The sequence below is a fragment of the Zobellia laminariae genome, from assembly GCF_030553095.1.
GTDB lineage: Bacteria > Bacteroidota > Bacteroidia > Flavobacteriales > Flavobacteriaceae > Zobellia > Zobellia laminariae.
Genome location: NZ_CP130738.1, coordinates 2304566 through 2326215, shown reverse-complemented (window position 1 = coordinate 2326215; position 21650 = coordinate 2304566). Strand labels below are relative to the sequence as shown.

Genomic DNA, 21650 nt, shown 5'->3' with positions numbered 1-21650 from the left:
ATTTTACCTAACACAAAGTATGTGCAATGAAGAGACGCAATTTTATCCAAAAAACAGCATTATCTACAGGAGCAATTTCAATGGGTTCGGGGCTAACATATGCCTCGTCCCTCACTCCGTTAAAAACCCCTTATAAATTCAACTTAAAATATGCTCCACATTTGGGCATGTTCGAAAACCATGCGGGCAAAGACCCTATTGACCAATTGAATTTTATGGCAGACCAAGGTTTCACTGCTTTTGAGGATAATAAAATGCGTACCCGAGATGTAGCTGTACAGGAAAAAATGGCCCAAACCATGGAAAAAAGGGGCATTGAAATGGGTGTATTCGTTGCCGTATTCTTAAAAGAAGGTCATGTAGCTTCAGGAGATCCAGAAAACAGAAAAGCCTTTCTAGCGCATTGCAAAGAATCGGTTGAAGTAGCAAAACGGGTAAACGCAAAATGGATGACCGGTGTACCCGGTAATGTAGCCCCGAAAATAAAAGAAGGCTACCAACGAGCGAATGTTATTGAAACGCTTAAACAGGCTTCGGCTATTTTTGAACCTCACAACCTAACAATGGTGCTTGAGCCCTTAAACTTTTTCAATCATCCAGGAGCATTCTTAACAGACTCGCCACAAGCCTATGAAATCTGTAAAGCCGTAGACTCCCCTTCTTGTAAAATCCTTTTCGATATATATCATCAACAAATCCAAGAAGGTAATCTCATACCGAACATGGAAGCCTGTTGGGATGAAATCGCTTATATACAAATTGGTGATAATCCCGGCAGAAACGAACCCACTACAGGAGAAATCAATTATTGGAATGTACTAAAATTCATAAAGGAAAAAGATTACAATGGTATTTTGGGAATGGAGCACGGTAACTCAAGGCCTGACAAAGAAGGGGAGCAAGCAGTCATAAAAGCTTATAAAAATATAGATAGTTTTTCTCTTTAAACTTTATAATCCCTAGCGATAAAATAGCTTTAGAACTAATCTAATTATATATCCGGAATACACATAATTGTGTTGCCGGACGGAGAAATACATTCAATTTACAGAGAGAGACATCATAGCTAGAATCATAGCTCATTTTTGAACAGCCCAGTTATTCGAATATGCTGAATAATGGGTTACACCTAATAAAACACAGAGCTAACATCTATTTGTATTGGATCATTTGTCGCCTTATTCAAACCATTTGTTATACATCAATACCAACTCTAAAACTACATTAGCTATTCTTAACTTAAAACTCTCAAATGACCTTATGAAACACAAAAAACAATCCACCAAAAAACCTTTTTTGCTGCGGCTGGGACTATCCTTTTTAGGACTTCTACTAGCTACAGTTCAATTACACGCTCAAGATGGTACAATTAACGGTACCGTATCAGATGACGCAGGAATGCCCTTACCAAGGCGCAAATGTTCTCGTCAAAGGAACAACAACCGGAACTCAAACCGATTTTGATGGAAACTATTCTATTTCCGCTACTGGCGATGCCACTTTGGTGTTCAGCTATATTGGTTTTTCTACTCAAGAAGTTCCTGTAAACGGACAATCTACAATTTCAGTTTCCCTTGCCGAAGACGCAAGTAAACTAGAAGAAGTGGTTGTAGTAGGTTACGGCCAACAAAAAAGAGTGAACTTAACCGGCTCAGTAACCGCCGTAGATGAAGAGGCTCTGGAAGACAGAAACGTTCAAAACGCGTTTCAAGCACTTCAGGGACAAGCAGCAGGTCTACAGATTTCACAAAACAGTGGTGCTCCAGGTAATGAAGGACTAAATATTAAGATTCGTGGCCTTAACTCTTTTGGCAGTAGCAACTCGCCTTTAGTATTGATTGATGGAGTAGAAGGTAATCTACAAGATTTAGACCCATCGGTAATCGGTTCTATATCCGTATTAAAAGATGCTTCCTCCGCTGCCATTTATGGTTCCAGAGCAGCAAATGGTGTTATATTGGTTACCACTAAAACTGGCGGCAACAACACCTTTAAAATTGAATATAACGGAAGTGTATCAACAGAAACCTTTACTAAGGTTCCTCAAATGATATCAAATTCTGCAGATTATATGACGTTGATGAACCAAGCGTTAATAAATACACCTATGGCGCATCTGCAAATCCATATCCTCAAAACGTGATTGATGCCTATAGAAATAACCAAGGCAACCCGGCTTTCCCTAATACAAACTGGTTTGATGAGGCTTCTAGAACACCTATTGTACAACGTCATGTAGTAACGGCAAGTGGTGCTGTTGATGGCACAAGCTATAACATTTCAGTTGGTAATTGGGATCAGCCTGGTATCATTCGTTCTTCAGGATTTAAAAAGAACAACTTCTTTATCAGTGTTAAATCAGATATAGGAGAAAAGCTTACCGTAGGTGGTACCGTATCTGGCGTAGCCTCTAAAACAAGTGGCCCTCAACAAGCCGGTACAGAATCTGGCTTATTTAATTTATTTAGAGTGAGACCAACTTGGGGTGTTTATACTTTAGATGGCACAGGACATTATTCCGGTAAAGCCTTCTCCGGTACGGACACAGAGTTCCCATGGTTTTGATGAAGGATTTACAAGAAACAACCCTATTGCAGAACTTGAAGTGCAGGATGGTGAAGTTTTAAATCAATATAACTTTAATGGTAACCTCTTTTTTGATGTTAAGCTTTCAGACGATTTGGTTTGGAGTACAAAAGGAGCATATAAGTTTGATTATGACTACTACAAAAACCAACGTATACAATACGACGAGTATAACTATAGAACAGGTGAATACTTAAGAACAACTCGTGATCCTTCTCAACTAACAGTTGACAATGTTTGGAGCAAGCAAACCACATTATTCTCTACACTTACCTATTCCAAATTAATAGGTGACCATGACTTTAAGGTTTTAGGAGGGTATAGCCAAGAAGGGTTTGACCGTAATTTTACAAGATCACAAAGAACCGGTATTCCAAACCGTAACATTACGGATTTAGAAGGTGTGAATTCTGAAAACCAGTTTACTACAGGTTTTTCTGAAAGCTGGGCTATTCAGAGTTTCTTTGGTAGAGCCAACTACAACTACAAAGAAAAGTATCTTATTGAAGCTAACTTAAGGGGAGATATTAGCTCTCGTTTTGCTAAAGGTAATAGACTGGGTATTTTCCCATCAGTTTCTGCTGGTTGGAGATTGGACAAAGAAGATTTATTTCAAGATATTGAAGCTGTAAGTGAATTAAAGCTTAGAGGTTCATGGGGTCAATTAGGTAACCAAAACATTGGTATAGATGTACAGGATGACGAGTTAAATTCTGGTATATACCCTTACCAATCTACTTTATCTTTTGATCAATTCGGGTATCCTTTTGGAAGCAGCGTTCTTGCAGGTGTTGGTCTAAGAAGTTTAGTTGATTCTGATATTACTTGGGAAACTACAACAGTAACTGACTTTGGGGTAGATTTCAGCCTATTCAACAGAAAACTATATGGTTCTGTTGACTATTACGTGAAAGAAACGGTAGATATTTTAAGACAATTACAAGTTGATGAAAGTAGTGGATTAAACCCTCCTGTAGTTAACCAAGGTGCCATGACCAATAAAGGTTGGGACATTGTAATTGGTCACAATAATAGCATTAACGATGACTTACGTTACAGTATTAACGGAAATGTATCTTGGTTTAAAAACCGTTTAAAAACTTTTGGTGAACCATAATTGAGGACAGAAACATTAACCAAGAAGGTTATGCTTTTGAGGATTGGTATATGTGGGAAGCAGATGGATATTTCCAAGATGAAGCTGAAATAGCTAATTCTGCCGTACAGCCACAACCTGAGTAAAGTAGGATTCATTAAACTTAAAGATCAGAATGGCGATAATGTTATTGATGGTGATGACCGTATTCACATAGATGGCAGATATCCTGCTTTTGTATACGGACTTAACCTTTCTGTAAACTACAAGAGTCTTGATTTTAGAATGTTCTGGGAAGGTGTAGAAGGAACCAAAAACTATATTGCTCGTGATCCTTTTAGACAAGATGGTGGTACAGATAAAGCTTGGTTGACTGAAGCATGGACTCCTGACAACAGAAACTCTAGATTGCCAGCTGTATATTATGAAACTGCCGAAACGCGCAGGTCTACAGTATATAACAACTCATTCTGGTTATGGGATACTTCTTATTTGAGATTAAGGAACGTTACAATGGGGTATTCACTACCTGCAGATGTATTGGACAAAACACCGTTCAACAAGCTAAGATTTTATTTCGCAGCTGAAAACTACCTGACTTTTCAAAAAGACTATCCTATTGATGTAGATCCAGAGGCTAATGGTGTAGATGCCTACCCTTTTAGAAAAACGTTAACCTTAGGTGTAAACATGACATTTTAGTCAATCATAAAATAATATAGAAATGAAAAAGACAACCATATTAATCGCACTATCCTTTTTGGGGATTACGATAAGTTCGTGCGATTCCGACTTTTTAGACAAACAGCCTTCTTCTCAATTATCTTCCGAATCTTTTTGGCAGACTGAGCAGGATGCAGAATTGGCCTTAACAGGTGTTTATAGTAATCTTCAGCAGAATATGCTGGCTATTAGAGCCGATGGCGGCTGGCCTCCAACCATTAAGCCAAACTGGGATGCTCTTACAGACGATTGTTATCAAACGTTTAACTACGGGTTTAGAGAAATAATCGATGGTACCGCTACACCTACTTCTGGTGGAACTAATGGTGCAATTGCTCAACTTTATAGTGTATGTTACAAAGGAATCCAAACTTGTAATTTCTTTTTAGCTAACATAGATCAGGTTGAGAATATTGAAGCTGATAAACTAAACAACTGGAAAGCCCAAGTAAGTACCTTACGTGCTTTTTTCTACTACAATCTGGTTACTACTTATGGAGATGTACCTCTAAGAATAGAACCAACAACTTTAGAAAATCAGGATTTACCAAAAGCTCCTGAGTCTGAAGTGTTTGCTCAGATTGAAAAAGACCTTGAGTTTGCAGTTGCAAATCTACCTGAAGCTTCTTACAGTGATGGTTACGTCGTTAAAGGCTCTGCCAATGCTTTATTGGCAAGAACATACCTTTACCAAGGAAAATATGCCGAAGCAGCTGTAGCGGCAAAAGCTGTAATGGATGGTGGCAGCTTTATGCTATCAACCAATTACGAAGACCTTTTCATTGATGGCGGACAAATAGACAACCCTGAAATAATTTTCTCTACCAAATACTCAAGTGCCCTGGTGAATTCCAGGATAGAGGTAGTGAAATCATGTTAGGTTTTTGGGGAACCCTAAAACCAACCGAAGATTTCGTAGACGCTTTTGAAGCTACTGATGGATTACCAATAGATGAATCTCCTCTTTATGACGAAGCCAATCCTTTGGAAAACCGTGACCCAAGATTGAGTAAAATAGTACAAGTGGGCGAATGGAATCCAGAAATTGAGCAAAAAACATTATCTGGTTTTGGATTATTAAAATGGACTTCTCCACAGACAAGATCTTCATTAGTTCAGAATTTCACAGAGGGAACGGATTACATTCACATTCGTTATGCAGATGTTCTTTTAATGTATGCCGAAGGGAAAATAGAATCTGGTAGTGTTGATACTTCAGTATTAGATGCCATCAATGAAGTAAGAGCAAGAGCTTATGGTGTTGCAGTTGGCGATACAGGTTCATATCCAGCAATAACTACTACAGACGTAGGCGAGCTTCGCGAGGCTGTTCGTAATGAACGTAGATACGAATTCGGTTTTGAAGGCCTTCGTTATTTTGATCTAAAACGTTGGGGTATTGCTGAAGAAGTTTTAAATGGTTTTTACGATTCTCACGTAGATGCCAACAGGGTATTCCTACCAAAACATTACAAATGGCCATTGCCACAAAGTGCAATTGATAAGAATAACGCACTTGAGCAAAATCCAGATTACTAATCGTATTAAAAACATGAGAACATTAACATATCTGTTTTTGTTAAAAATGTTGAGTTAGTTTTTCTTAAAAGCCAGTCGACCTTATAGTCTACTGGCTTTTTTCTTAAGTCTTTACCAAAAATTAATAGTATTTTCAACCTCCATTTGACAGTCCGAATATGAAAATTTACAAGAGAAGAATCGTTTTACTCACCACGTTTCTTACTTTAGTGGCAATAACCCAAACCTACTCCCAAAAACCCAACATCGTAATAATTTATGCAGATGATATGGGTTATGGCGATCTACAGTGCCAAAACGAAGATTCAAAAATACCCACACCTTACCTTAACAAATTAGCCTCAGAGGGCATGCGCTTTACAGACGCCCATAGTTCTTCGGGTATTTGCTCACCAAGTAGATATGCACTGCTCACCGGAACATATCACTGGAGAAGACAACACGATATTGTAAATTCTTTTGGGCCTCCTTTCTTTAATGAATCGGATGTTACGCTTCCTGAACTCCTGAAGACCAATGGCTACAAAACTGCAGCTATCGGAAAATGGCATTTAGGTTGGAACTGGAAATTCAAGAATGAACCTTCTGGCGAGGTTTTTCAGTGGAACAAAAAACGTAAGTTCTACAAGCCAGAAGATATTGATTGGAGTGGCCCCCTTACAGGCGGACCATTAGATCAAGGTTTTGACTATTATTTTGGTGATGGAACCATTAACTTTCCTCCATATGCATGGATTGAAAACGACCAGTTTATTGAACTTCCAAAAGCAGTTATGGACGTTCATAATGTAGGTTTTAATGTTAATGAAGGGGAGTGGGAGTTTAGACCCGGCCCAAAAGTTGAGGGTTGGAACCCTTATGAGGTACTTCCTACCCTTACCAAAAAAACAGTAGCCTACATCAACCAACAAGAAGCAGATAAACCGTTCTTCCTTTACATGGCGCTACCCTCCCCCCACGCACCAATAATTCCTAACAAAGAATTTATTGGCAAATCTGAAGCAGGCCCATATGGCGATTATATGTTCCAAACTGATTGGGTTGCGGGTCAAGTTATGAAAGCTTTAAAAGAAAAAGGGCTAGACAAAAACACTATCGTAATTTTCACTGCGGATAACGGCCCAGAAAAATATGCTTTTGAACGTGCGGAAAAATACGAACATTTTAGTATGGGAAATTTCAGAGGCCTAAAGCGAGATGTTTGGGAAGGTGGTCACCACGTTCCTTTCATTATTAAATGGCCTGACCATATAAAGGCTAATACTATTTCCGAAGAAGTTATTTCCCAAGTAGACATTATGGCTACTTTAGCTGAAATCACAAAGACATCAATTCCAGCAAATGCAGCACCAGACAGCTATAACCTGTTACCCCTCATAAACGGAAAAAAATATAAAAACCCTCTCCGTGAAGCTACGGTCCATAATACTTACGATGGTATTTGGGGTCTACGAAAAGGAAAGTGGCTTTATATTAACAAGCCTTCTGGTGAACACTCAAAAATGCCAGATTCTTTTAAGAAATTAAGGGGATATAAAGATTTCAATACGCCTGCTCTACTTTTTGATATGAACAAGGATGCCGAACAAAGAAATAATATTTTTGAGGCGCATCCTGATGTAATACAAGAAATGAGTACTATTTTAGAGGCTTATCGCAAACAAGGGTATTCCGTAAAACGATAATATGTACCTACTGTAAATCAAACACATGCCCCTACTTTTTATTGGACGTCATTTTTCTTTTTTATCAATAAAGCCACTGCTATTAGCTTTGGTGATGGTCTTTTTGGTTTCCTGTAAAGAAAATATTGAACCAGAAGCTCCATTTGTTGAAAACACGCTTTTCCAAGAAGTTTCTAGTGAAACTACCGGCATAAATTTCAATAATTCTGTAGAAGCCTCCAAAAAATTGAATCTATTCTCCTACATGTATTTCTACAATGGAGCGGGGGTTGCCGCAGGTGATTTAAACGGTGATGGTCATGACGATATTTATTTTACAGGTAATCAGGTCGAAAACAAACTATACCTCAACAAAGGAAATTTTGAGTTTACTGACATTACTGAAAATAGCGGTACCAGTGGCGATGCAAACGCTTGGTATACGGGGGCAAGTATTGCGGACGTCAACGGAGATGGGAAATTGGATATCTATGTAAGTCAGATTGGAGAGATTTTAGGTAACAACGGACACAACCTTCTTTTCATCAATTTAGGAAATGATGAGAATGGCTCTCCTAAATTTAAGGAAAGTGCTAATGAGCTGGGTCTAACCGTAAAAGGTGCCACTACGCAAACTGCATTTTTTGATTATGACTTAGATGGCGACCTTGATGCGTACATTATGACGCATTCCAATTTTAACGACGGTGTTCTTCCTCGTGCTGAAAAGCGTTTGATTTCTAGTCCCTATGGCGATAAATTATTCAGAAATGACGGCGATAAATTTACTGATGTCACCAAAGAATCGGGCATTTACAGTAGCCCTTTAGGGTTTGGATTGGGTATTAGCACGGCCGATATCAACAAAGATGGTTATCCTGACATTTACATTGGTAATGACTTTTATGAGGACGATTACCTCTACATTAATAACGGGGATGGTACGTTTACAGAAGATTTAGAATCTCATATAAAACACACCAGTCGGTTTTCTATGGGTAATGATATTGCCGATTTGAACAATGATGGCCTACCGGATATTTTGTCTTTGGACATGCAAGCTTATGAGCCAGAAATTCTAAAAGCATCGCATGGCGAAGATTCATACGCCATTTTCAATTACAAACTGTCTTTTGGGTACCAGCATCAATATGCACACAACACTTTTCAACTGAATAGAGATGGAGAGCACTTTAGCGAAATAGCAAGACTATCGGGCATTGAGGCCACAGATTGGAGCTGGTCTGTTTTAGCTAATGACTTTGATCTGGATGGTCAAAAAGATTTGTTCATTACCAACGGTATTTTCCGAAGAAGTAATGATATGGACTATATGCAGTTCCTTTCTGGAGACGAAGTTCAAAACCAATTACGATCTGGAAATTACGATTATAGCGAAGCCCTAACGGATAAAATGCCAAGCTATCCTTTGCAGAATTTCTTCTTCAAAAATAACAGTAACCTCACTTTTTCCAATAAATCTACGGAATGGGGTGGGAGCAAAAAAGGCTTCTCAAACGGTGCTACGTATACCGACCTAGATAATGATGGCGATTTAGATTTGGTAATCAGCAATTTAAATGAAAAAGCATCTATCTTAAAAAACAATACGCTTGAAAATGATAGTCTAAACAAAGACTACTTGAGAATAAAACTAAGCGTTAAGCCTTAGAATGCCTTCGGTATAGGTTCTAAAGTCACTCTAAAAACTAAAGGTCAAAAGCAATATCAAGAGCTATTGAATGTCAGAGGATACCTGTCATCTCCTCCTCCCTATTTAAATTTTGCAGTTATCAAAAACACCGTTATAGATACTATTTTGGTACAATGGCCAAATAAAGAACAAACTATTTTAACGAACGTTGCTTCGGGGCAAGTGTTGAGCATTTCCCAAGAAAGCGCTTCGCTTTTAAAATCAGAAACTGGGAAAAAATCAGAAACGCTATTTACCCTAGTTAATAATAGCGAATTAGACATTGACTATCGGCACGAGGAAAATCGGTTTTATGAATTCAATAGAGAACATTTAATTCCTCATATGAACTCCACTTGGGGAGCTCCTATTGCAGTTGGCGACCTCAACAATGATGGCTTGGATGATTTTTTCGTTGGTGGAGCGCTAAATCAATCTTCTGAAATCTATTTGCAACGATCCAATGGTAAATTTGTCCAATCCACATCAAAAGCCCTAAAAACGGATTCCGCTTCTGAAGATACCGCTGCAGAATTTGTAGACGTTAATGGAAATGGTTATTTGGATCTAATTGTTGGCAGCGGCAGCAACCAAGAAATAAAACCCGACCCAAAAAGTCTTACTCGGCTTTATATAAACGACGGAAGGGGCAACTTTACAAAACAAGGTAATTTTCCTGAAATATATACGACTGTTTCGGACTTGGCAATCGCTGACTTTGACAAAGATGGAGATAGTGATATTTTTATATCCTCACGCTCCGTTCCTGGAAAATACGGTTCTTCACCAGATTCCTATCTTCTTAAAAACGATGGGAAAGGTAATTTCACGATAGATGCTTCGTCCCAAAAGCTTTTTGAGAAATGCGGAATGGTTACTTCTGCAAAATGGGCGGATTTAAATGGAGATGATTGGCAAGACCTTGTTCTAGTAGGTGAATGGATGCCTATAAAAATATATTATAACTCAAACGGAAGTCTCAGCCAAGCTGACCCAAAGGCAAATTCCTTACAGCTTTCAAATGGTTGGTGGAATACAGTAACATACGGAGATTTTGATAATGATGGCGACATTGATTTGGTAGCGGGTAACCTCGGACTGAACTCAAAATTGAGGGCAACTGAAAAAGAACCTGTACAGATGTATTATGCCGATTTTGATAAAAATGGTTGGCCGGAAGGAGTCACTACGCATTTTATTAAAGGGAAAGAACATGTTTTCTCTTCAAAAAGTCTCTTGGAGAAACAAATGGTGTATCTCCGCAAAAAATTCTCAACATATAGCGCTTTTGCCCAAGCCGACTTCAAGGATATTTTCACACCAGAAGAGTTGAAAAATGCCAAAATTTTAAAGGCTTACGAATTCAGAAGTTGTTTCATTGAAAATCTCGGAAACAAGAAATTCAAACTTACTCCTCTACCTAGTGTTGCGCAATTCTCTACGGTAAATGCCATTCATAAATTAGATTTTGATCAAGACGGGAAGTTAGACTTACTACTTGGAGAAAATTTCTATGACGCCAATACCGAACTAGGACGTTACGATGCAGGTTATGGTACGCTTCTAAGAAATATGGGAGGTGGTAACTTTAAAGAAACACCTATTACCCAATCGGGGTTTATGCTAGATAAGCAGACCAGACATATCAAAACCTTAAGCAATAAAAAGTACGGGAAGTTATTCGTCATAAGTAACAACAATGACAGTCTGCAGTTTTATAGAACTTCGGCTCAATGAAGCTGCTTTTACTAGAGACTTAATTCAGTTGTCTATTACTTACAGTACTGTGTTAGCGCACATTTTGTACTGGTACATACATTTCATAAACTACAAAGCACATAGGTCCGTGGAATAAATCCCTTCTTTGTATTTCATTGTGCAAAAAACAGAAAAGTAATTCGCATGAAAACAACTGTAAAGTATAGTTTTTCCATTTTAACGGCCCTAATCACTCTTACAGGCTGCTCAACCGAGGAAAAGAAATCCGAGGAAAAGGAAAGTGCCAAGACCACTAATGCCCCAAACATTATTCTGTTCGTTTCCGATGATCACGGCACAGATGCTATTGGCGCCTATGGAAATAAAGTTATAAAAACACCAAACTTAGATCAGCTTGCAGCGGAAGGTGTTCGTTTTGACAATGCGTATTGCACCAGTGCCAGTTGTGCCGCAAGCAGGTCTGTTATACTTACTGGTCTTTATGGTCATGCTACCGGTTCTTATGGTCACGTTCACGATTATCATCATTTTAGCAGTTACGACAATATAAAATCCCTACCCGTTCTTCTTGAAAATTCAGGATATGAAACGGCTAGGATAGGTAAATACCATGTTGCGCCAGAATCAGTTTATCATTTTCAAAAAGTTCTAGAAGCAGACCCTAGAAATACGGTAGAAATGGCCGAACAATGTAAAGACGTTCTTAATTCCGATAAACCCTTCTTTCTCTATTTCTGTACGGATGACCCACACCGTGGCGCTCCGTTTGAATCAGACCCATGGAACCTACCGAATAGCTTTGGGAATAAAAAAGAAGGATACAACGACGTTGAAACGGTTACATACGACCCAAAAGATGTTGTGGTTCCAAGTTTCCTACCGGACAGTCAAGAAAGTCGTGAAGAAATTGCACAATACTACCAGAGTATTTCAAGAATAGATCAGGGCTTTGGCAAGCTCATGAAAATGCTGAAAGATACGGGCAAGGACAAAAACACCATCGTCATTTATATTTCGGATAACGGAATGGCTTTCCCATAAGGCTAAGACCACAGTTTACGAGCCGGGTATTAAATTACCTTGTATCATTAAAGACCCTTTGTCCGATGTAAAAGGTGGCTCCGTAAACAATGCCCTTATTTCATGGACAGACCTTACCCCTACTATTTTGGACATGGCGGAAATCTCCTATGATTCCAATGATTTTCATGGCAAATCTTTCAAAAAAATAATGAGTGAGGAAAATCCTAAAGGATGGGATGAAGTTTATGCCTCGCATACCTTTCATGAAATCACCATGTATTACCCTATGCGAGTCGTGAGAGATAAAAACTACAAGCTTATCCGCAATATTGCTTGGCGGCAAGAATATCCATTTGCATCAGACCTATGGGCTGCATCCACTTGGCAGGAGGTTTACCGAAGCGAAAAAGAATACTTCGGAAAACGCAAAGTTAAAGATTACCTCTTCAGACCTGAATTTGAACTATTCGATTTATCCAAAGACCCGGAAGAAAGCATCAATTTGACCACCGACCCAAACTACGCCAATGTGCTAGAGGGTTTGAAAACAAAAATGAAAGCCTTTCAAAAAGAAACTAAAGACCCATGGCTCATTACATGGGACCATGATAATTCGCTTCAAGGCACCGGTGTCAACCTCTAAAAAATACATATGACTCACTTTAAACCCATAAAAACACTATACCTGAGCGCTATTTTGTGTTTAGGCATGTATACATTATCTGCACAGCAGACCATTCATATTCAAGCCCAGGCCGAGGACATGACGCCTTTGGTCCGCAAAGCCCTAGAAAATGCAACGGACAAAAATCTGACTTTGGTTTTTGAGAAAGGTATTTATAAATTTTTACCGGATTATGCCGCTCAGCGCTACTCCTACATTACCAATCATGGCAACGGACTCAAGAACATCATTTTCTTATTGGAAGATTTTGATTCCGTTACCTTAGAAGGCAATGGTGCCGAATTTCTTTTTCATGGTCAGGTTGCTCCTTTCCAAATTAGAAATTGCAAAAAACTTACCGTCAAGAATTTAAAAATGGATTGGGATATTCCCTTTTTATTCCAGGCGAAGTGCTTGCTGTAGATGAAACCGAAGGTTGGAGAGACATAAAGCCTTTTACTGAAGGGTTTTCTTGGGAATTGAAGAACGAACGTGTTCTTTTCCCCAACATAGATGGCTTTACTTTTCCCGAATTGGGAAGTACCCTAGCTTTTGATGCGGAACATAAACGAGTAGCTCATGGTGCGTGGGATATGAGCAGTAGACCGCGTTGGGTAGAAAAACGCCCCAATGGTGTACTTCGTTTTCATGAACATTTAAAGCAATACCCACCGGTAGGTTCAATTTTAAACTCAAAAGGAGACCATGACCACAATCGCTATGCTCCCGCATTTCAAATTACTTCTTCAAAAGATATTTACTTAGAGGATATTACTATTCATCACGCATTGGGGATGGGTTTTCTATTTGAACGAACTGAAAATATTGCCATCAACAATTGCGGTATTTATGTTCGTGAAGATTCAAATCGGGTGGTTTCTACCATTGCGGATGCTACGCATTTTGCCAATTGCAAAGGTGATATCCTTATAGAGGATTCCACTTTTAAACATATGTTAGATGATGGCACCAATGTACATGGCACCTATGTTGTTATAGATAAAATTTTGGATATCCGTACGGTACGAGTATCTCTTCAGCATTTTGAACAAATGGGATTTGAATTTGCCGCTTCGGGCGATGAGATATGGTTTATTCAAAATCCTAGTCCCAAAAGAGCTTCTGAAAATGTGATAACTAGTGTTTCTGTTGTTAACGATAAGTACTCGGACATCGTATTTAAAAATGACCTTCCAGATAATTTAGCCGAAGGCGATATCCTAGAAAATAAAACATGGAACCCCACTTTTACTATGCGTGGTTGTACTATAAAAGACCATAGAGCAAGGAATATTGTCCTGAAAACACCTTTAAAAACAGTTATAGAAAACAACAATTTTTCTTCTATGATGTCCTCCATATTCTTTAGGGGCGAAACTTATTTTTGGTATGAATCTGGCGCGGTTGAAGATGTATTGATTCAGAATAATAATTTTGAATATTGCGCTTACAGCGGAATGGAGCATGCTATTTTAAATATCACACCACGCCTTGGAAAGACTTTTAACCAGACCGAAATATACGACCGCAACATAAGGTTCATCAGTAATAATATAAAAACTTTTGACAACCGGATTGTTTGGGCGGACCGCGTAGACGGACTCACCATTTCTGGAAATACAATTCAGCAGACAAATACCGCTCCCTCACTACACCCCAACGCACATCAATTCGATTTTAAGAATTGTGACCATGTAGAAATCTTTGACAACACTTACACAGGAGGCACGGAGAAGGTTCTTTTATCCGATGAGACATCCGCTAAAAATTTGAAATTCAAAAAAAATAAAGGGTTTGCAAAACTTAAGAAATAGCCGTGTCCATATCTTTAAATCTCAATTTTTAATTGATTTAGACCGAAAAACAGGGGCTTGAATGAACAAAGACATAATATTTACCCCTAGCGACAAAGAAAATGTAATGAACCTATAATTTGGCTTGTATTAAATGACCTCGTTAAACTTTAGACACCTTATGCAGAAAATTATAGCCCGTTGGTCCATTCTTATATTAGCCATTATTTCAACAAATGTAATCGCTCAAAACAAAAGTGGTGAGAGCGTACTTTTCACTACTTCTATTTCTGAGGATGCAACGCCAGCAGTTTTAGCACGGATAATGGTTGCGGATAAAGAGCCCATTTCAGAAATAAAATTTGAAAAAGGCACTTATCATTTTTATCCGGATAAAGCATACGAACGCTTCACCCGTATTTCTAATCACGATGATGTTATGGCCAAAACAGCCTTGCCTCTTCTAGGTTTTAAAAACCTGACTATCGACGGTCAAGGTTCTACCTTTATTTATCACGGCAGAATGGTTCCTTTTTTGATTGAAGGCTCAGAAAATATTACCGTACAGAATGTAACCATAGATTGGGCCATGCCTTTCCATAGCGAAGGAACCATTGTGGCCAACGATGAAAAAAACAACACTTTTGATGTTCAATTTTCCGATGAGTACCCTTATGAAATCAGAAACGAGCAACTAATTTTCTTAAAGGAATACTATGAGCATGATCTTGGACAATCTATTCTCTATGACCCTAAAAGAGAAGCAATTGCTTTTGACACTGAATCCTATACGTCCATCACCACTGTACGCAACTTAAAAGTGCAGCATAATGTTGATAAAATAAAATACAAATACAAAGTAGACCCACGTTCCAAAGTAGAAAAAGTGAGAGGTAAAGAAAACAATCTAAAAGTTGTAGAAATAAGGCCGGGCACCGTTAGGATTTATAACCACAAGAAAAAACTACCTCCCGTAGGTATGATTATGGTTTGCAAAGGAGACCAAAGCTTAAATCGTTTGGCCCCAGCATTTAGAATAACCGGCACGGACGGTTTCAACGCCAACAATGTAACCGTACACCACGCTGGTGGTATGGGCTTGATTGCCGAAAATTCTGCTGACCTTATTTTAGATGGTTTTCATGTAAAACCCTCTCATGGCAGAATGGTTTCTACATCTGCAGATGCCACACATTTTGTAGGTTGCCGCGGTAAGGTTGTCCTCAAAAATTGTACGTTCAACAATCAATTAGACGATGCCACTAACGTTCACGGCACATACCAAGAGGTAATAGATATTTTAAGTGATAACAGCATTGGCGTACGTATGGGCCATGCGCAACAACAAGGCTTTGCTATAGGAAAGGAAAACGATACTATTGGGTTGGTAGACCTTAAGAAATCATTCTTTGGCTATGACCATCTTACTCTAAAAAGCATTACCCCTATAAATGGGAGGTATCAGATTATTACGTTCAATGAAAACATACCATCCGCTTTAAAAGTAGGCGACCTTATTGAAAACTTAGAAGGCTACCCGGATTTACTGGTACAGAACTGTAATATAAGTCGAAATAGGGCTCGTGGTCTATTGATATCCAATCCTAAAAACACCCTTATTGAAAATAATTTCTTCAGTACTGAAATGGAAGCTATCTTAGTTCCTGTTGAGAGTAGCCATTGGTTTGAATCGGGCAATGCTGCCAATCTTACTATTAGAAACAACACGTTTCAGGACAGTCAACATAGCGGATTTGATAGAGGGGTAATCCGTTTTGTTACCGATGATGACAATAACAACATCGCCTTTAAAAACATTCAGATAATTGATAACGAATTCAATCCGTTTGATAATATGATTTTGGAAATTTCCAATGTTGACGGATTATTGTTTGAAGGAAATTCCATTACCAATTCAGGAACTTTTCCTATGATACATCCTGATAATCCCGCTATTCGGGTAAAAGCCTCCAAAAACATAGTTTTCAAAAAAAATGAATACAAGGGAAAGGCAAAAAATATTCTAGAGACCGATGATTCTCTACCAAAATTAAAATTCCACTAACATAACACTAAAGTAAACAGAAAAACACTTCATGGTATATTCAAAAGCTGCCTTACGATTTTTAACACTAGTGCTATTCAGTATGGGTTATAGTTCTTTCGCCCAAGAAGAATCAATGCCTGCTAAAGTAGTTGAAACCGTAAATAAACCGAACATTATCTATATTCTTACGGATGATTTGGGGTATGGAGACATTGGAGCGTTCTTTCAAAACCAGAGAAAAGAAACAGATGACCGTAGCGAGCCTTATGCATTAACCCCACATTTGGACAAAATGGCTTCGGAAGGTGCTATGCTTACCAATCATTACACGGCGGCACCGGTTTGCGCGCCATCACGCTCATCTGTGCTATTAGGCGTTAGCCAGGCACGCTAATGTCCGCGATGGCCAGTTTGATAAAGCTTTAGCGGACAATAACACGCTTGGTAACATAATGCAGCGCGCAGGTTACAAAACGGCCGCAATTGGTAAATGGGGGCTTCAAGGCTCCAGCAAATGGTCAGAAAATGGCGATTCATGGCCCGCACATCCAAACAATAGAGGTTTTGATTACTATTATGGCTATATACGGCATAGAGATGGTCATGAACATTATCCTGTTGAAGGTGTATATCGCGGAAAAAAAGAAGTTTACGAAAACAAAAATGAAGTAAGTAAAGGGTTGGACAAGTGTTATACAGGGGATTTATGGACAGCCGTTGCTAAAAAATGGATTGTAAAACAGGTAAAAGATAAAAAAGAAAGTGAACCTTTCTTTATGTACTTGGCTTTTGATACGCCTCACGCCGTTTTAGAACTCGCAACACAAGCCTACCCAGAAGGAGGAGGTTTGAATGGCGGATTGCAATGGGTTGGAAAACCATAAACATGATTAACACAGCTTCAGGTGAAGTTGATTCGTTCATTCACCCTGATTACGCCAATGTTACTTACGACCATGATAAAGACCCAAGTACTCCAGAGGTTGCTTGGCCAGACGTATATAAACGTTATGCGAGTAGTACAAGACGAATTGACAATGAAGTGGGCGATTTACTTCAGTTGCTGAAAGACCTTCAAATTGATGAAAATACATTAGTTGTTTTTAATTCGGACAACGGCCCTTCCATGGAGTCTTATCTGGAGGAAGAATATGCCGCCGATTTCTTTAATAGTTTCGGACCTTTTGACGGCATCAAAAGAGATGTGCTCGAAGGTGGGGAACGTACTCCTTTAATTGCACGTTGGCCAACCAAAATTCCTGCTGACCAAGTCATAGAATCGCCAAGTATTGCTTATGACTGGCTCCCCACATTTACCGAGGCCGCAGGTTACACGGCTCCTGTAAATTGCGATGGTGTTTCCCTACTACCCATTTTAACCGGTAAAGGCAATCAACAAGAAAGCCTTATTTATGTAGAGTACAATCAAGGAGGAAAGACTCCTGAATATGAAGAATTTTCACCAAACAACCGCGGTAGACTTCGAAAGCAGATGCAAATGATGCGCGAAGGGGATATTGTTGGGTTGCGTTACAATATACAAGGCGCAGATGATGACTTTGAATTCTATAATGTTGTGGAGGACACTCATCAAACTTTAAACTTGGCAACTTTACCAAATATGGAGGCACTTCAAGTACAAATGAAAGAACGTGTACTTCAGGTACGTATGCCAGACACAAATGCCGCAAGGCCTTATGACAATGCTTCTGTTTCTGCAGTTACCCCACATAATCTATCTAGTGGCTTAAAATGGACCGCTTTTGAAAATAGCGCTCCTCATATTACCAAAAGTCGATAACTTAACTCCTATAGCTAACGGAAAATTGGATACACCCACATTGAAAGAAATTGAGACAAAAGGTGATGTTTTTCTTTTTGAAGGTTTTATTAAAGTTCCTACGGAGGGTAGTTATACCTTTTCTTTAAGCTCTTCTAGCAATGCCTTTGTTCGTATTCACGAAGCAAGTGTTATTGATGCTGATTATGGTTATGAAGCTGGCACTGTAAGAGAAGGTACCATGAAGCTAAAAGCAGGTTATCATCCTATTCGGATTTATTCTAAAAAGAAAACAGGAGTAAAAAACACTCTAGATTTAAAGTGGAGTGGCCCATCCATTGAGAAAGGCAACATTCCTGAATCTGTATTTTACTCTAAAAATTAAAAGGACCATAGCAACATGAAAAATATCTTTCTTTTAGCAGCCCTATTTATCGGCATATTTAAAGGCATAGCTCAAGAACAACCCAACATTGTATTGCTATTTGTAGATGATTATGGCTGGGCCGATGTTGGCTTCAGAAATTCTAAATTCCACACACCTAATATTGACCAACTCAAAAAAGACGGCTTCAATTTCAACCGTGCCTATATTGCTACCCCTACTTGCAGTCCAAGTAGAGCATCGCTTTTAACAGGCAAAGAACCGGTACGTTTTCAAATGCCTCGTCATATTATCGACAGTAAAGAAAAAGCAGCTAAAAATAATATAGCCGGAGGAGAGTTTAATTTATGGCCCACGGATCCGGTACAAATGCCCTCCAGAAACTGGTTGCCATTAGAGGAAGTCACCTATGCTGAGCGACTCAAAGAATTTGGCTATTACAACATGTTTATTGGCAAATGGCACTTAGGCAGTGAAAAATACCATCCGGTACATCAAGGTTTTGATGCCCAGTATGGCACTGGAGACCACGGCCATCCATGGGTTACTACGCACCTTTCTTTAAAACAGGTAATCCGTTACCGGATTCACCAGAAGGAACTTACTTAACTGATGTTTTAACTGATGGAGCTGAGAAGTTTATTGGGGATTATGACAAAGAACAGCCCTTTATGTTATCGCTTTGGTATTACAATGTACATGGTCCACACATTGGCCGTACTGATTGGGTTGAGCGCTATAAAAAAGAAGGTTTATCAGGCAAAGACGCAGAATATGCTGCCATGGTAAGTGCAATGGACGAATCCGTAGGGAAAGTTAGAAAGGCCCTAGATGAAAAAGGCATAGCGGAGAACACGGTAGTTATTCTTCTATCTGACCAAGGAGGTTATTTTAGCAACGCCCCGCTATCCGGAGGAAAAACAGGTGGTAACACTTTAGGTGAAGGTGGAGCTAGAGTTCCGTTTATCATTAGTTATCCCGGGGTTACTATGCCTGGGATTTCATGTGATATTCCTGTACAATCTATAGATCTTTTTCCAACCTTAGTAGAGATTGCTTCTGGTAAAAACCCAAAAATAAAAGACATTCAAGGCAAGAGCTTAATGCCTTTGCTTCATGGAAAGAAATTCAAGGAACGTAACCTATTTTTCTTCCGAAGCTATGAAGACCAATATACTGCCATTATGAACGGTGATTGGAAGATGGTTAAATACCACAGCGGAAGACATGACCTATTTAATATAAAAAACGATAAGAGCGAATCTAAAAACCTCATCGATATAGAAGTTGACCAAGCAAAGAAAATGAAGAAACAGCTTGTGAAATGGGAAAAAGAAGCTGTTCCTGAGTTTTAACCGTTCACATCTAAAGGCCTGTATAAAATGAAAATTGAATCAATGAAGAAAATAATAACGACTGGTATTTATTTACTATTTACCTATTTCTCTTTTGCTCAAGAAAGACCGAATATTATTTGGCTCATGGCCGAGGATATAAGTATTGACCTTGAGTGCTACGGCATGAAAGGTGTCAAAACTCCCAACCTGAACAAGATGGCCGAGGAAGGCGTTAAATTTGAAAACTGCTTTGTAACCAACCCTATTTGCTCGCCTAGTCGTTCTGCTATGCTAACGGGAACACATCAAGTTAAAATAAACGCACATCATCATCGTAGCAATAGAGATGTGCCGTTGGACGAACAATTCAAACCATTTACTTATTGGTTAAGAGAAGCTGGTTACACCACTATTTTAGGCCATCATGGTGTAATGGGAAAAGGACGAAAAATAGATGCTAATTTTAAGCATGAACCCATTGGCCCTTGGGATGGAAAGACTCAATTTGGGATTTTTGATAAATACGATACGTTTGAGAAAGAAGACCAACCTTTCTTTGCGCAGATTCAATTAGTAGCTAGTCACAGAGGTGATTGGTGGGACGAGGTTCGCGAAAACTCAAAACACCCTGTAGACCCTGCAGATGTGGAGTTGCCTGAATTTATGGCGGACGATCCAGTAATTCGTTTGGATTGGGCTAAATATCTAGACCAGATAGAATTTTTAGACAATGAAGTAGGTATGATTTTCCAAGAGTTGGAAGACAAAGGAATGGCCGATAATACCGTTGTTATTTTCATTGGTGACAATGGCCGGTGCAACATACGTGGCAAAGGATATCTTCAAGACCCAGGATTACATATTCCTTTTATTGTTTACTATCCTAAGGATTTAAAAGCAGGACAGATTAGAAAAGATGTGGTTTCCGCTACTGATATTACAGCAACCGTATTGGACTTCGCCAATGTAGACGTTCCTGAATACATGACCGGAAAACCTATATTCGACTCTAATTTTAAACGTGAGTTTGTCTACGGAGCCCGTGACCTTTGGGACGAGATAGAAGAAAAATCCCGTGCCATTACCTCGGGAGAATGGAAATATATTAGAAATGACAAACCCGAAGTTCCTTTTGACGCAGGACAGGCGTATTTGGAATTTTATCGTCCTGCAGTGCACCGAATGCGCACCCTAAAGGCCGAAGGCAAGCTTAACGAAAGTCAGAAACTGTTCTTCGCACCCAATAAAGACAAAGAAGAATTATATGATTTTAAAAACGATCCACAAGAACTGCACAATTTAGCAGAGAATCCAAAGTACGTAGATGTACTTCAGAAAATGCGAGCCAAGACCTTGGCCTATGATAAAGAAATGAAACCCGTAAACACCATATACCATCCTGAGCATGCTATTTCTGTAGATGCCCTAAAATGGGTAAAAGAAGAAAGACCAGAAGAATTCCAGAGGATGGTAGACGGTGAAGAAATTGGCTTTAAAAAGGTCGTTCAAGGGTATAAGGAAAGCCTTAAATAAGGATTTAAACGTTGTTTGTTAGTTAGTGTAGTAAAAGTCCCCATTGCATATGCTTTTGGGGATTTTTT

The 21650-nt window shown here is 39.0% G+C and carries 22 protein-coding genes; all 22 read left to right on the top strand.

All coding sequences use genetic code 11. The features are described from left to right. The first annotated feature begins 26 nt into the window (after positions 1-26). The 22 genes from Q5W13_RS11080 to Q5W13_RS10975 all read left to right on the top strand — a co-directional run bounded on the left by Q5W13_RS11080 (position 27) and on the right by Q5W13_RS10975 (position 21582). Positions 27-947 (top strand): hydroxypyruvate isomerase family protein, encoded by a 921-nt coding sequence (locus tag Q5W13_RS11080; protein ID WP_304446345.1) that lies wholly within the window; start codon positions 27-29, stop codon positions 945-947. 413 nt (positions 948-1360) lie between these two features. After that, entirely contained in the window at positions 1361-2143 is a 783-nt protein-coding gene (locus tag Q5W13_RS11075; RefSeq protein WP_304446344.1) for a TonB-dependent receptor plug domain-containing protein, read from the top strand. Beyond that, a complete protein-coding gene (locus Q5W13_RS11070; protein ID WP_304446343.1) occupies positions 2140-2565 on the top strand; it encodes a hypothetical protein in 426 nt (141 codons plus the stop codon). The genes Q5W13_RS11075 and Q5W13_RS11070 overlap by 4 nt, the downstream gene beginning before the upstream one ends. Beyond that, positions 2501-3703 (top strand): SusC/RagA family TonB-linked outer membrane protein, encoded by a 1203-nt coding sequence (locus Q5W13_RS11065; protein ID WP_304446342.1) that lies wholly within the window; start codon positions 2501-2503, stop codon positions 3701-3703. Before Q5W13_RS11070 ends, Q5W13_RS11065 begins: the two co-directional genes overlap by 65 nt. A gap of 264 nt (positions 3704-3967) precedes the next feature. Further along, entirely contained in the window at positions 3968-4384 is a 417-nt protein-coding gene (locus tag Q5W13_RS11060) for a hypothetical protein (RefSeq protein WP_304446341.1), read from the top strand. A 22-nt stretch (positions 4385-4406) separates the two neighbouring features. Then, positions 4407-5285, top strand: coding sequence for a RagB/SusD family nutrient uptake outer membrane protein (locus Q5W13_RS11055; protein WP_304446340.1), 879 nt, complete (start codon positions 4407-4409; stop codon positions 5283-5285). Next, positions 5279-5944, top strand: a complete 666-nt coding sequence (locus Q5W13_RS11050) for a RagB/SusD family nutrient uptake outer membrane protein (RefSeq protein WP_304446339.1) — start codon at positions 5279-5281, stop codon at positions 5942-5944. The genes Q5W13_RS11055 and Q5W13_RS11050 overlap by 7 nt, the downstream gene beginning before the upstream one ends. Positions 5945-6102: 158 nt before the next feature. Beyond that, a complete protein-coding gene (locus tag Q5W13_RS11045) occupies positions 6103-7629 on the top strand; it encodes a sulfatase family protein (protein WP_304446338.1) in 1527 nt (508 codons plus the stop codon). A 25-nt stretch (positions 7630-7654) separates the two neighbouring features. Then, the gene (locus Q5W13_RS11040) at positions 7655-9280 is read left to right on the top strand and encodes an FG-GAP repeat domain-containing protein (protein WP_304446337.1); all 1626 of its coding nucleotides are present in this window, start codon (positions 7655-7657) and stop codon (positions 9278-9280) included. A 12-nt stretch (positions 9281-9292) separates the two neighbouring features. Next, on the top strand, positions 9293-11038 hold the full coding sequence (locus Q5W13_RS11035) for an FG-GAP-like repeat-containing protein (RefSeq protein ID WP_497582314.1): 1746 nt from the start codon (positions 9293-9295) through the stop codon (positions 11036-11038). Between the two features lie 165 nt (positions 11039-11203). Next, complete coding sequence (locus tag Q5W13_RS11030; protein WP_304446335.1) at positions 11204-12061, top strand: sulfatase-like hydrolase/transferase; 858 nt, start codon at positions 11204-11206, stop codon at positions 12059-12061. Between the two features lie 58 nt (positions 12062-12119). After that, positions 12120-12686 (top strand): sulfatase/phosphatase domain-containing protein, encoded by a 567-nt coding sequence (locus tag Q5W13_RS11025; RefSeq protein ID WP_304446334.1) that lies wholly within the window; start codon positions 12120-12122, stop codon positions 12684-12686. 9 nt (positions 12687-12695) lie between these two features. Continuing rightward, complete coding sequence (locus Q5W13_RS11020) at positions 12696-13130, top strand: hypothetical protein (RefSeq protein WP_304446333.1); 435 nt, start codon at positions 12696-12698, stop codon at positions 13128-13130. Next, positions 13052-14521, top strand: a complete 1470-nt coding sequence (locus tag Q5W13_RS11015; protein ID WP_304446332.1) for an alpha-1,3-galactosidase-related protein — start codon at positions 13052-13054, stop codon at positions 14519-14521. Before Q5W13_RS11020 ends, Q5W13_RS11015 begins: the two co-directional genes overlap by 79 nt. A gap of 160 nt (positions 14522-14681) precedes the next feature. After that, on the top strand, positions 14682-16565 hold the full coding sequence (locus Q5W13_RS11010; protein ID WP_304446331.1) for an alpha-1,3-galactosidase-related protein: 1884 nt from the start codon (positions 14682-14684) through the stop codon (positions 16563-16565). A 31-nt stretch (positions 16566-16596) separates the two neighbouring features. After that, positions 16597-16941, top strand: a complete 345-nt coding sequence (locus tag Q5W13_RS11005) for a sulfatase-like hydrolase/transferase (RefSeq protein ID WP_304446330.1) — start codon at positions 16597-16599, stop codon at positions 16939-16941. A gap of 58 nt (positions 16942-16999) precedes the next feature. Further along, positions 17000-17431, top strand: coding sequence for a sulfatase-like hydrolase/transferase (locus tag Q5W13_RS11000; protein ID WP_304446329.1), 432 nt, complete (start codon positions 17000-17002; stop codon positions 17429-17431). Between the two features lie 2 nt (positions 17432-17433). Further along, on the top strand, positions 17434-18348 hold the full coding sequence (locus tag Q5W13_RS10995; RefSeq protein ID WP_304446328.1) for a sulfatase-like hydrolase/transferase: 915 nt from the start codon (positions 17434-17436) through the stop codon (positions 18346-18348). Then, a complete protein-coding gene (locus Q5W13_RS10990; protein WP_304446327.1) occupies positions 18311-18712 on the top strand; it encodes a PA14 domain-containing protein in 402 nt (133 codons plus the stop codon). The genes Q5W13_RS10995 and Q5W13_RS10990 overlap by 38 nt, the downstream gene beginning before the upstream one ends. Before the next feature lie 15 nt (positions 18713-18727). Further along, positions 18728-19321, top strand: a complete 594-nt coding sequence (locus Q5W13_RS10985; protein WP_304446326.1) for a sulfatase-like hydrolase/transferase — start codon at positions 18728-18730, stop codon at positions 19319-19321. Beyond that, positions 19252-20067, top strand: a complete 816-nt coding sequence (locus Q5W13_RS10980) for a sulfatase-like hydrolase/transferase (protein ID WP_304446325.1) — start codon at positions 19252-19254, stop codon at positions 20065-20067. Before Q5W13_RS10985 ends, Q5W13_RS10980 begins: the two co-directional genes overlap by 70 nt. Before the next feature lie 42 nt (positions 20068-20109). Next, positions 20110-21582: a sulfatase family protein gene (locus Q5W13_RS10975; RefSeq protein WP_304446324.1), complete on the top strand. Its 1473-nt coding sequence runs from the start codon at positions 20110-20112 to the stop codon at positions 21580-21582. The last annotated feature ends 68 nt before the right edge of the window (positions 21583-21650 follow it).

Excerpts from the sequence above, each read along its gene's own strand:
- Q5W13_RS11080 (WP_304446345.1), top strand. The coding sequence starts at position 27 with ATGAAGAGACGCAATTTTATCCAAAAAACAGCATTATCTACAGGAGCA.
- Q5W13_RS11075 (WP_304446344.1), top strand. The coding sequence starts at position 1,361 with ATGGTACAATTAACGGTACCGTATCAGATGACGCAGGAATGCCCTTAC.
- Q5W13_RS11065 (WP_304446342.1), top strand. The coding sequence starts at position 2,501 with ATGGCACAGGACATTATTCCGGTAAAGCCTTCTCCGGTACGGACACAG.
- Q5W13_RS11060 (WP_304446341.1), top strand. The coding sequence starts at position 3,968 with ATGTTCTGGGAAGGTGTAGAAGGAACCAAAAACTATATTGCTCGTGAT.
- Q5W13_RS11055 (WP_304446340.1), top strand. The coding sequence starts at position 4,407 with ATGAAAAAGACAACCATATTAATCGCACTATCCTTTTTGGGGATTACG.
- Q5W13_RS11050 (WP_304446339.1), top strand. The coding sequence starts at position 5,279 with ATGTTAGGTTTTTGGGGAACCCTAAAACCAACCGAAGATTTCGTAGAC.
- Q5W13_RS11045 (WP_304446338.1), top strand. The coding sequence starts at position 6,103 with ATGAAAATTTACAAGAGAAGAATCGTTTTACTCACCACGTTTCTTACT.
- Q5W13_RS11040 (WP_304446337.1), top strand. The coding sequence starts at position 7,655 with ATGCCCCTACTTTTTATTGGACGTCATTTTTCTTTTTTATCAATAAAG.
- Q5W13_RS11030 (WP_304446335.1), top strand. The coding sequence starts at position 11,204 with ATGAAAACAACTGTAAAGTATAGTTTTTCCATTTTAACGGCCCTAATC.
- Q5W13_RS11020 (WP_304446333.1), top strand. The coding sequence starts at position 12,696 with ATGACTCACTTTAAACCCATAAAAACACTATACCTGAGCGCTATTTTG.
- Q5W13_RS11010 (WP_304446331.1), top strand. The coding sequence starts at position 14,682 with ATGCAGAAAATTATAGCCCGTTGGTCCATTCTTATATTAGCCATTATT.
- Q5W13_RS11005 (WP_304446330.1), top strand. The coding sequence starts at position 16,597 with ATGGTATATTCAAAAGCTGCCTTACGATTTTTAACACTAGTGCTATTC.
- Q5W13_RS11000 (WP_304446329.1), top strand. The coding sequence starts at position 17,000 with ATGCAGCGCGCAGGTTACAAAACGGCCGCAATTGGTAAATGGGGGCTT.
- Q5W13_RS10995 (WP_304446328.1), top strand. The coding sequence starts at position 17,434 with ATGATTAACACAGCTTCAGGTGAAGTTGATTCGTTCATTCACCCTGAT.
- Q5W13_RS10985 (WP_304446326.1), top strand. The coding sequence starts at position 18,728 with ATGAAAAATATCTTTCTTTTAGCAGCCCTATTTATCGGCATATTTAAA.
- Q5W13_RS10980 (WP_304446325.1), top strand. The coding sequence starts at position 19,252 with ATGGGTTACTACGCACCTTTCTTTAAAACAGGTAATCCGTTACCGGAT.
- Q5W13_RS10975 (WP_304446324.1), top strand. The coding sequence starts at position 20,110 with ATGAAGAAAATAATAACGACTGGTATTTATTTACTATTTACCTATTTC.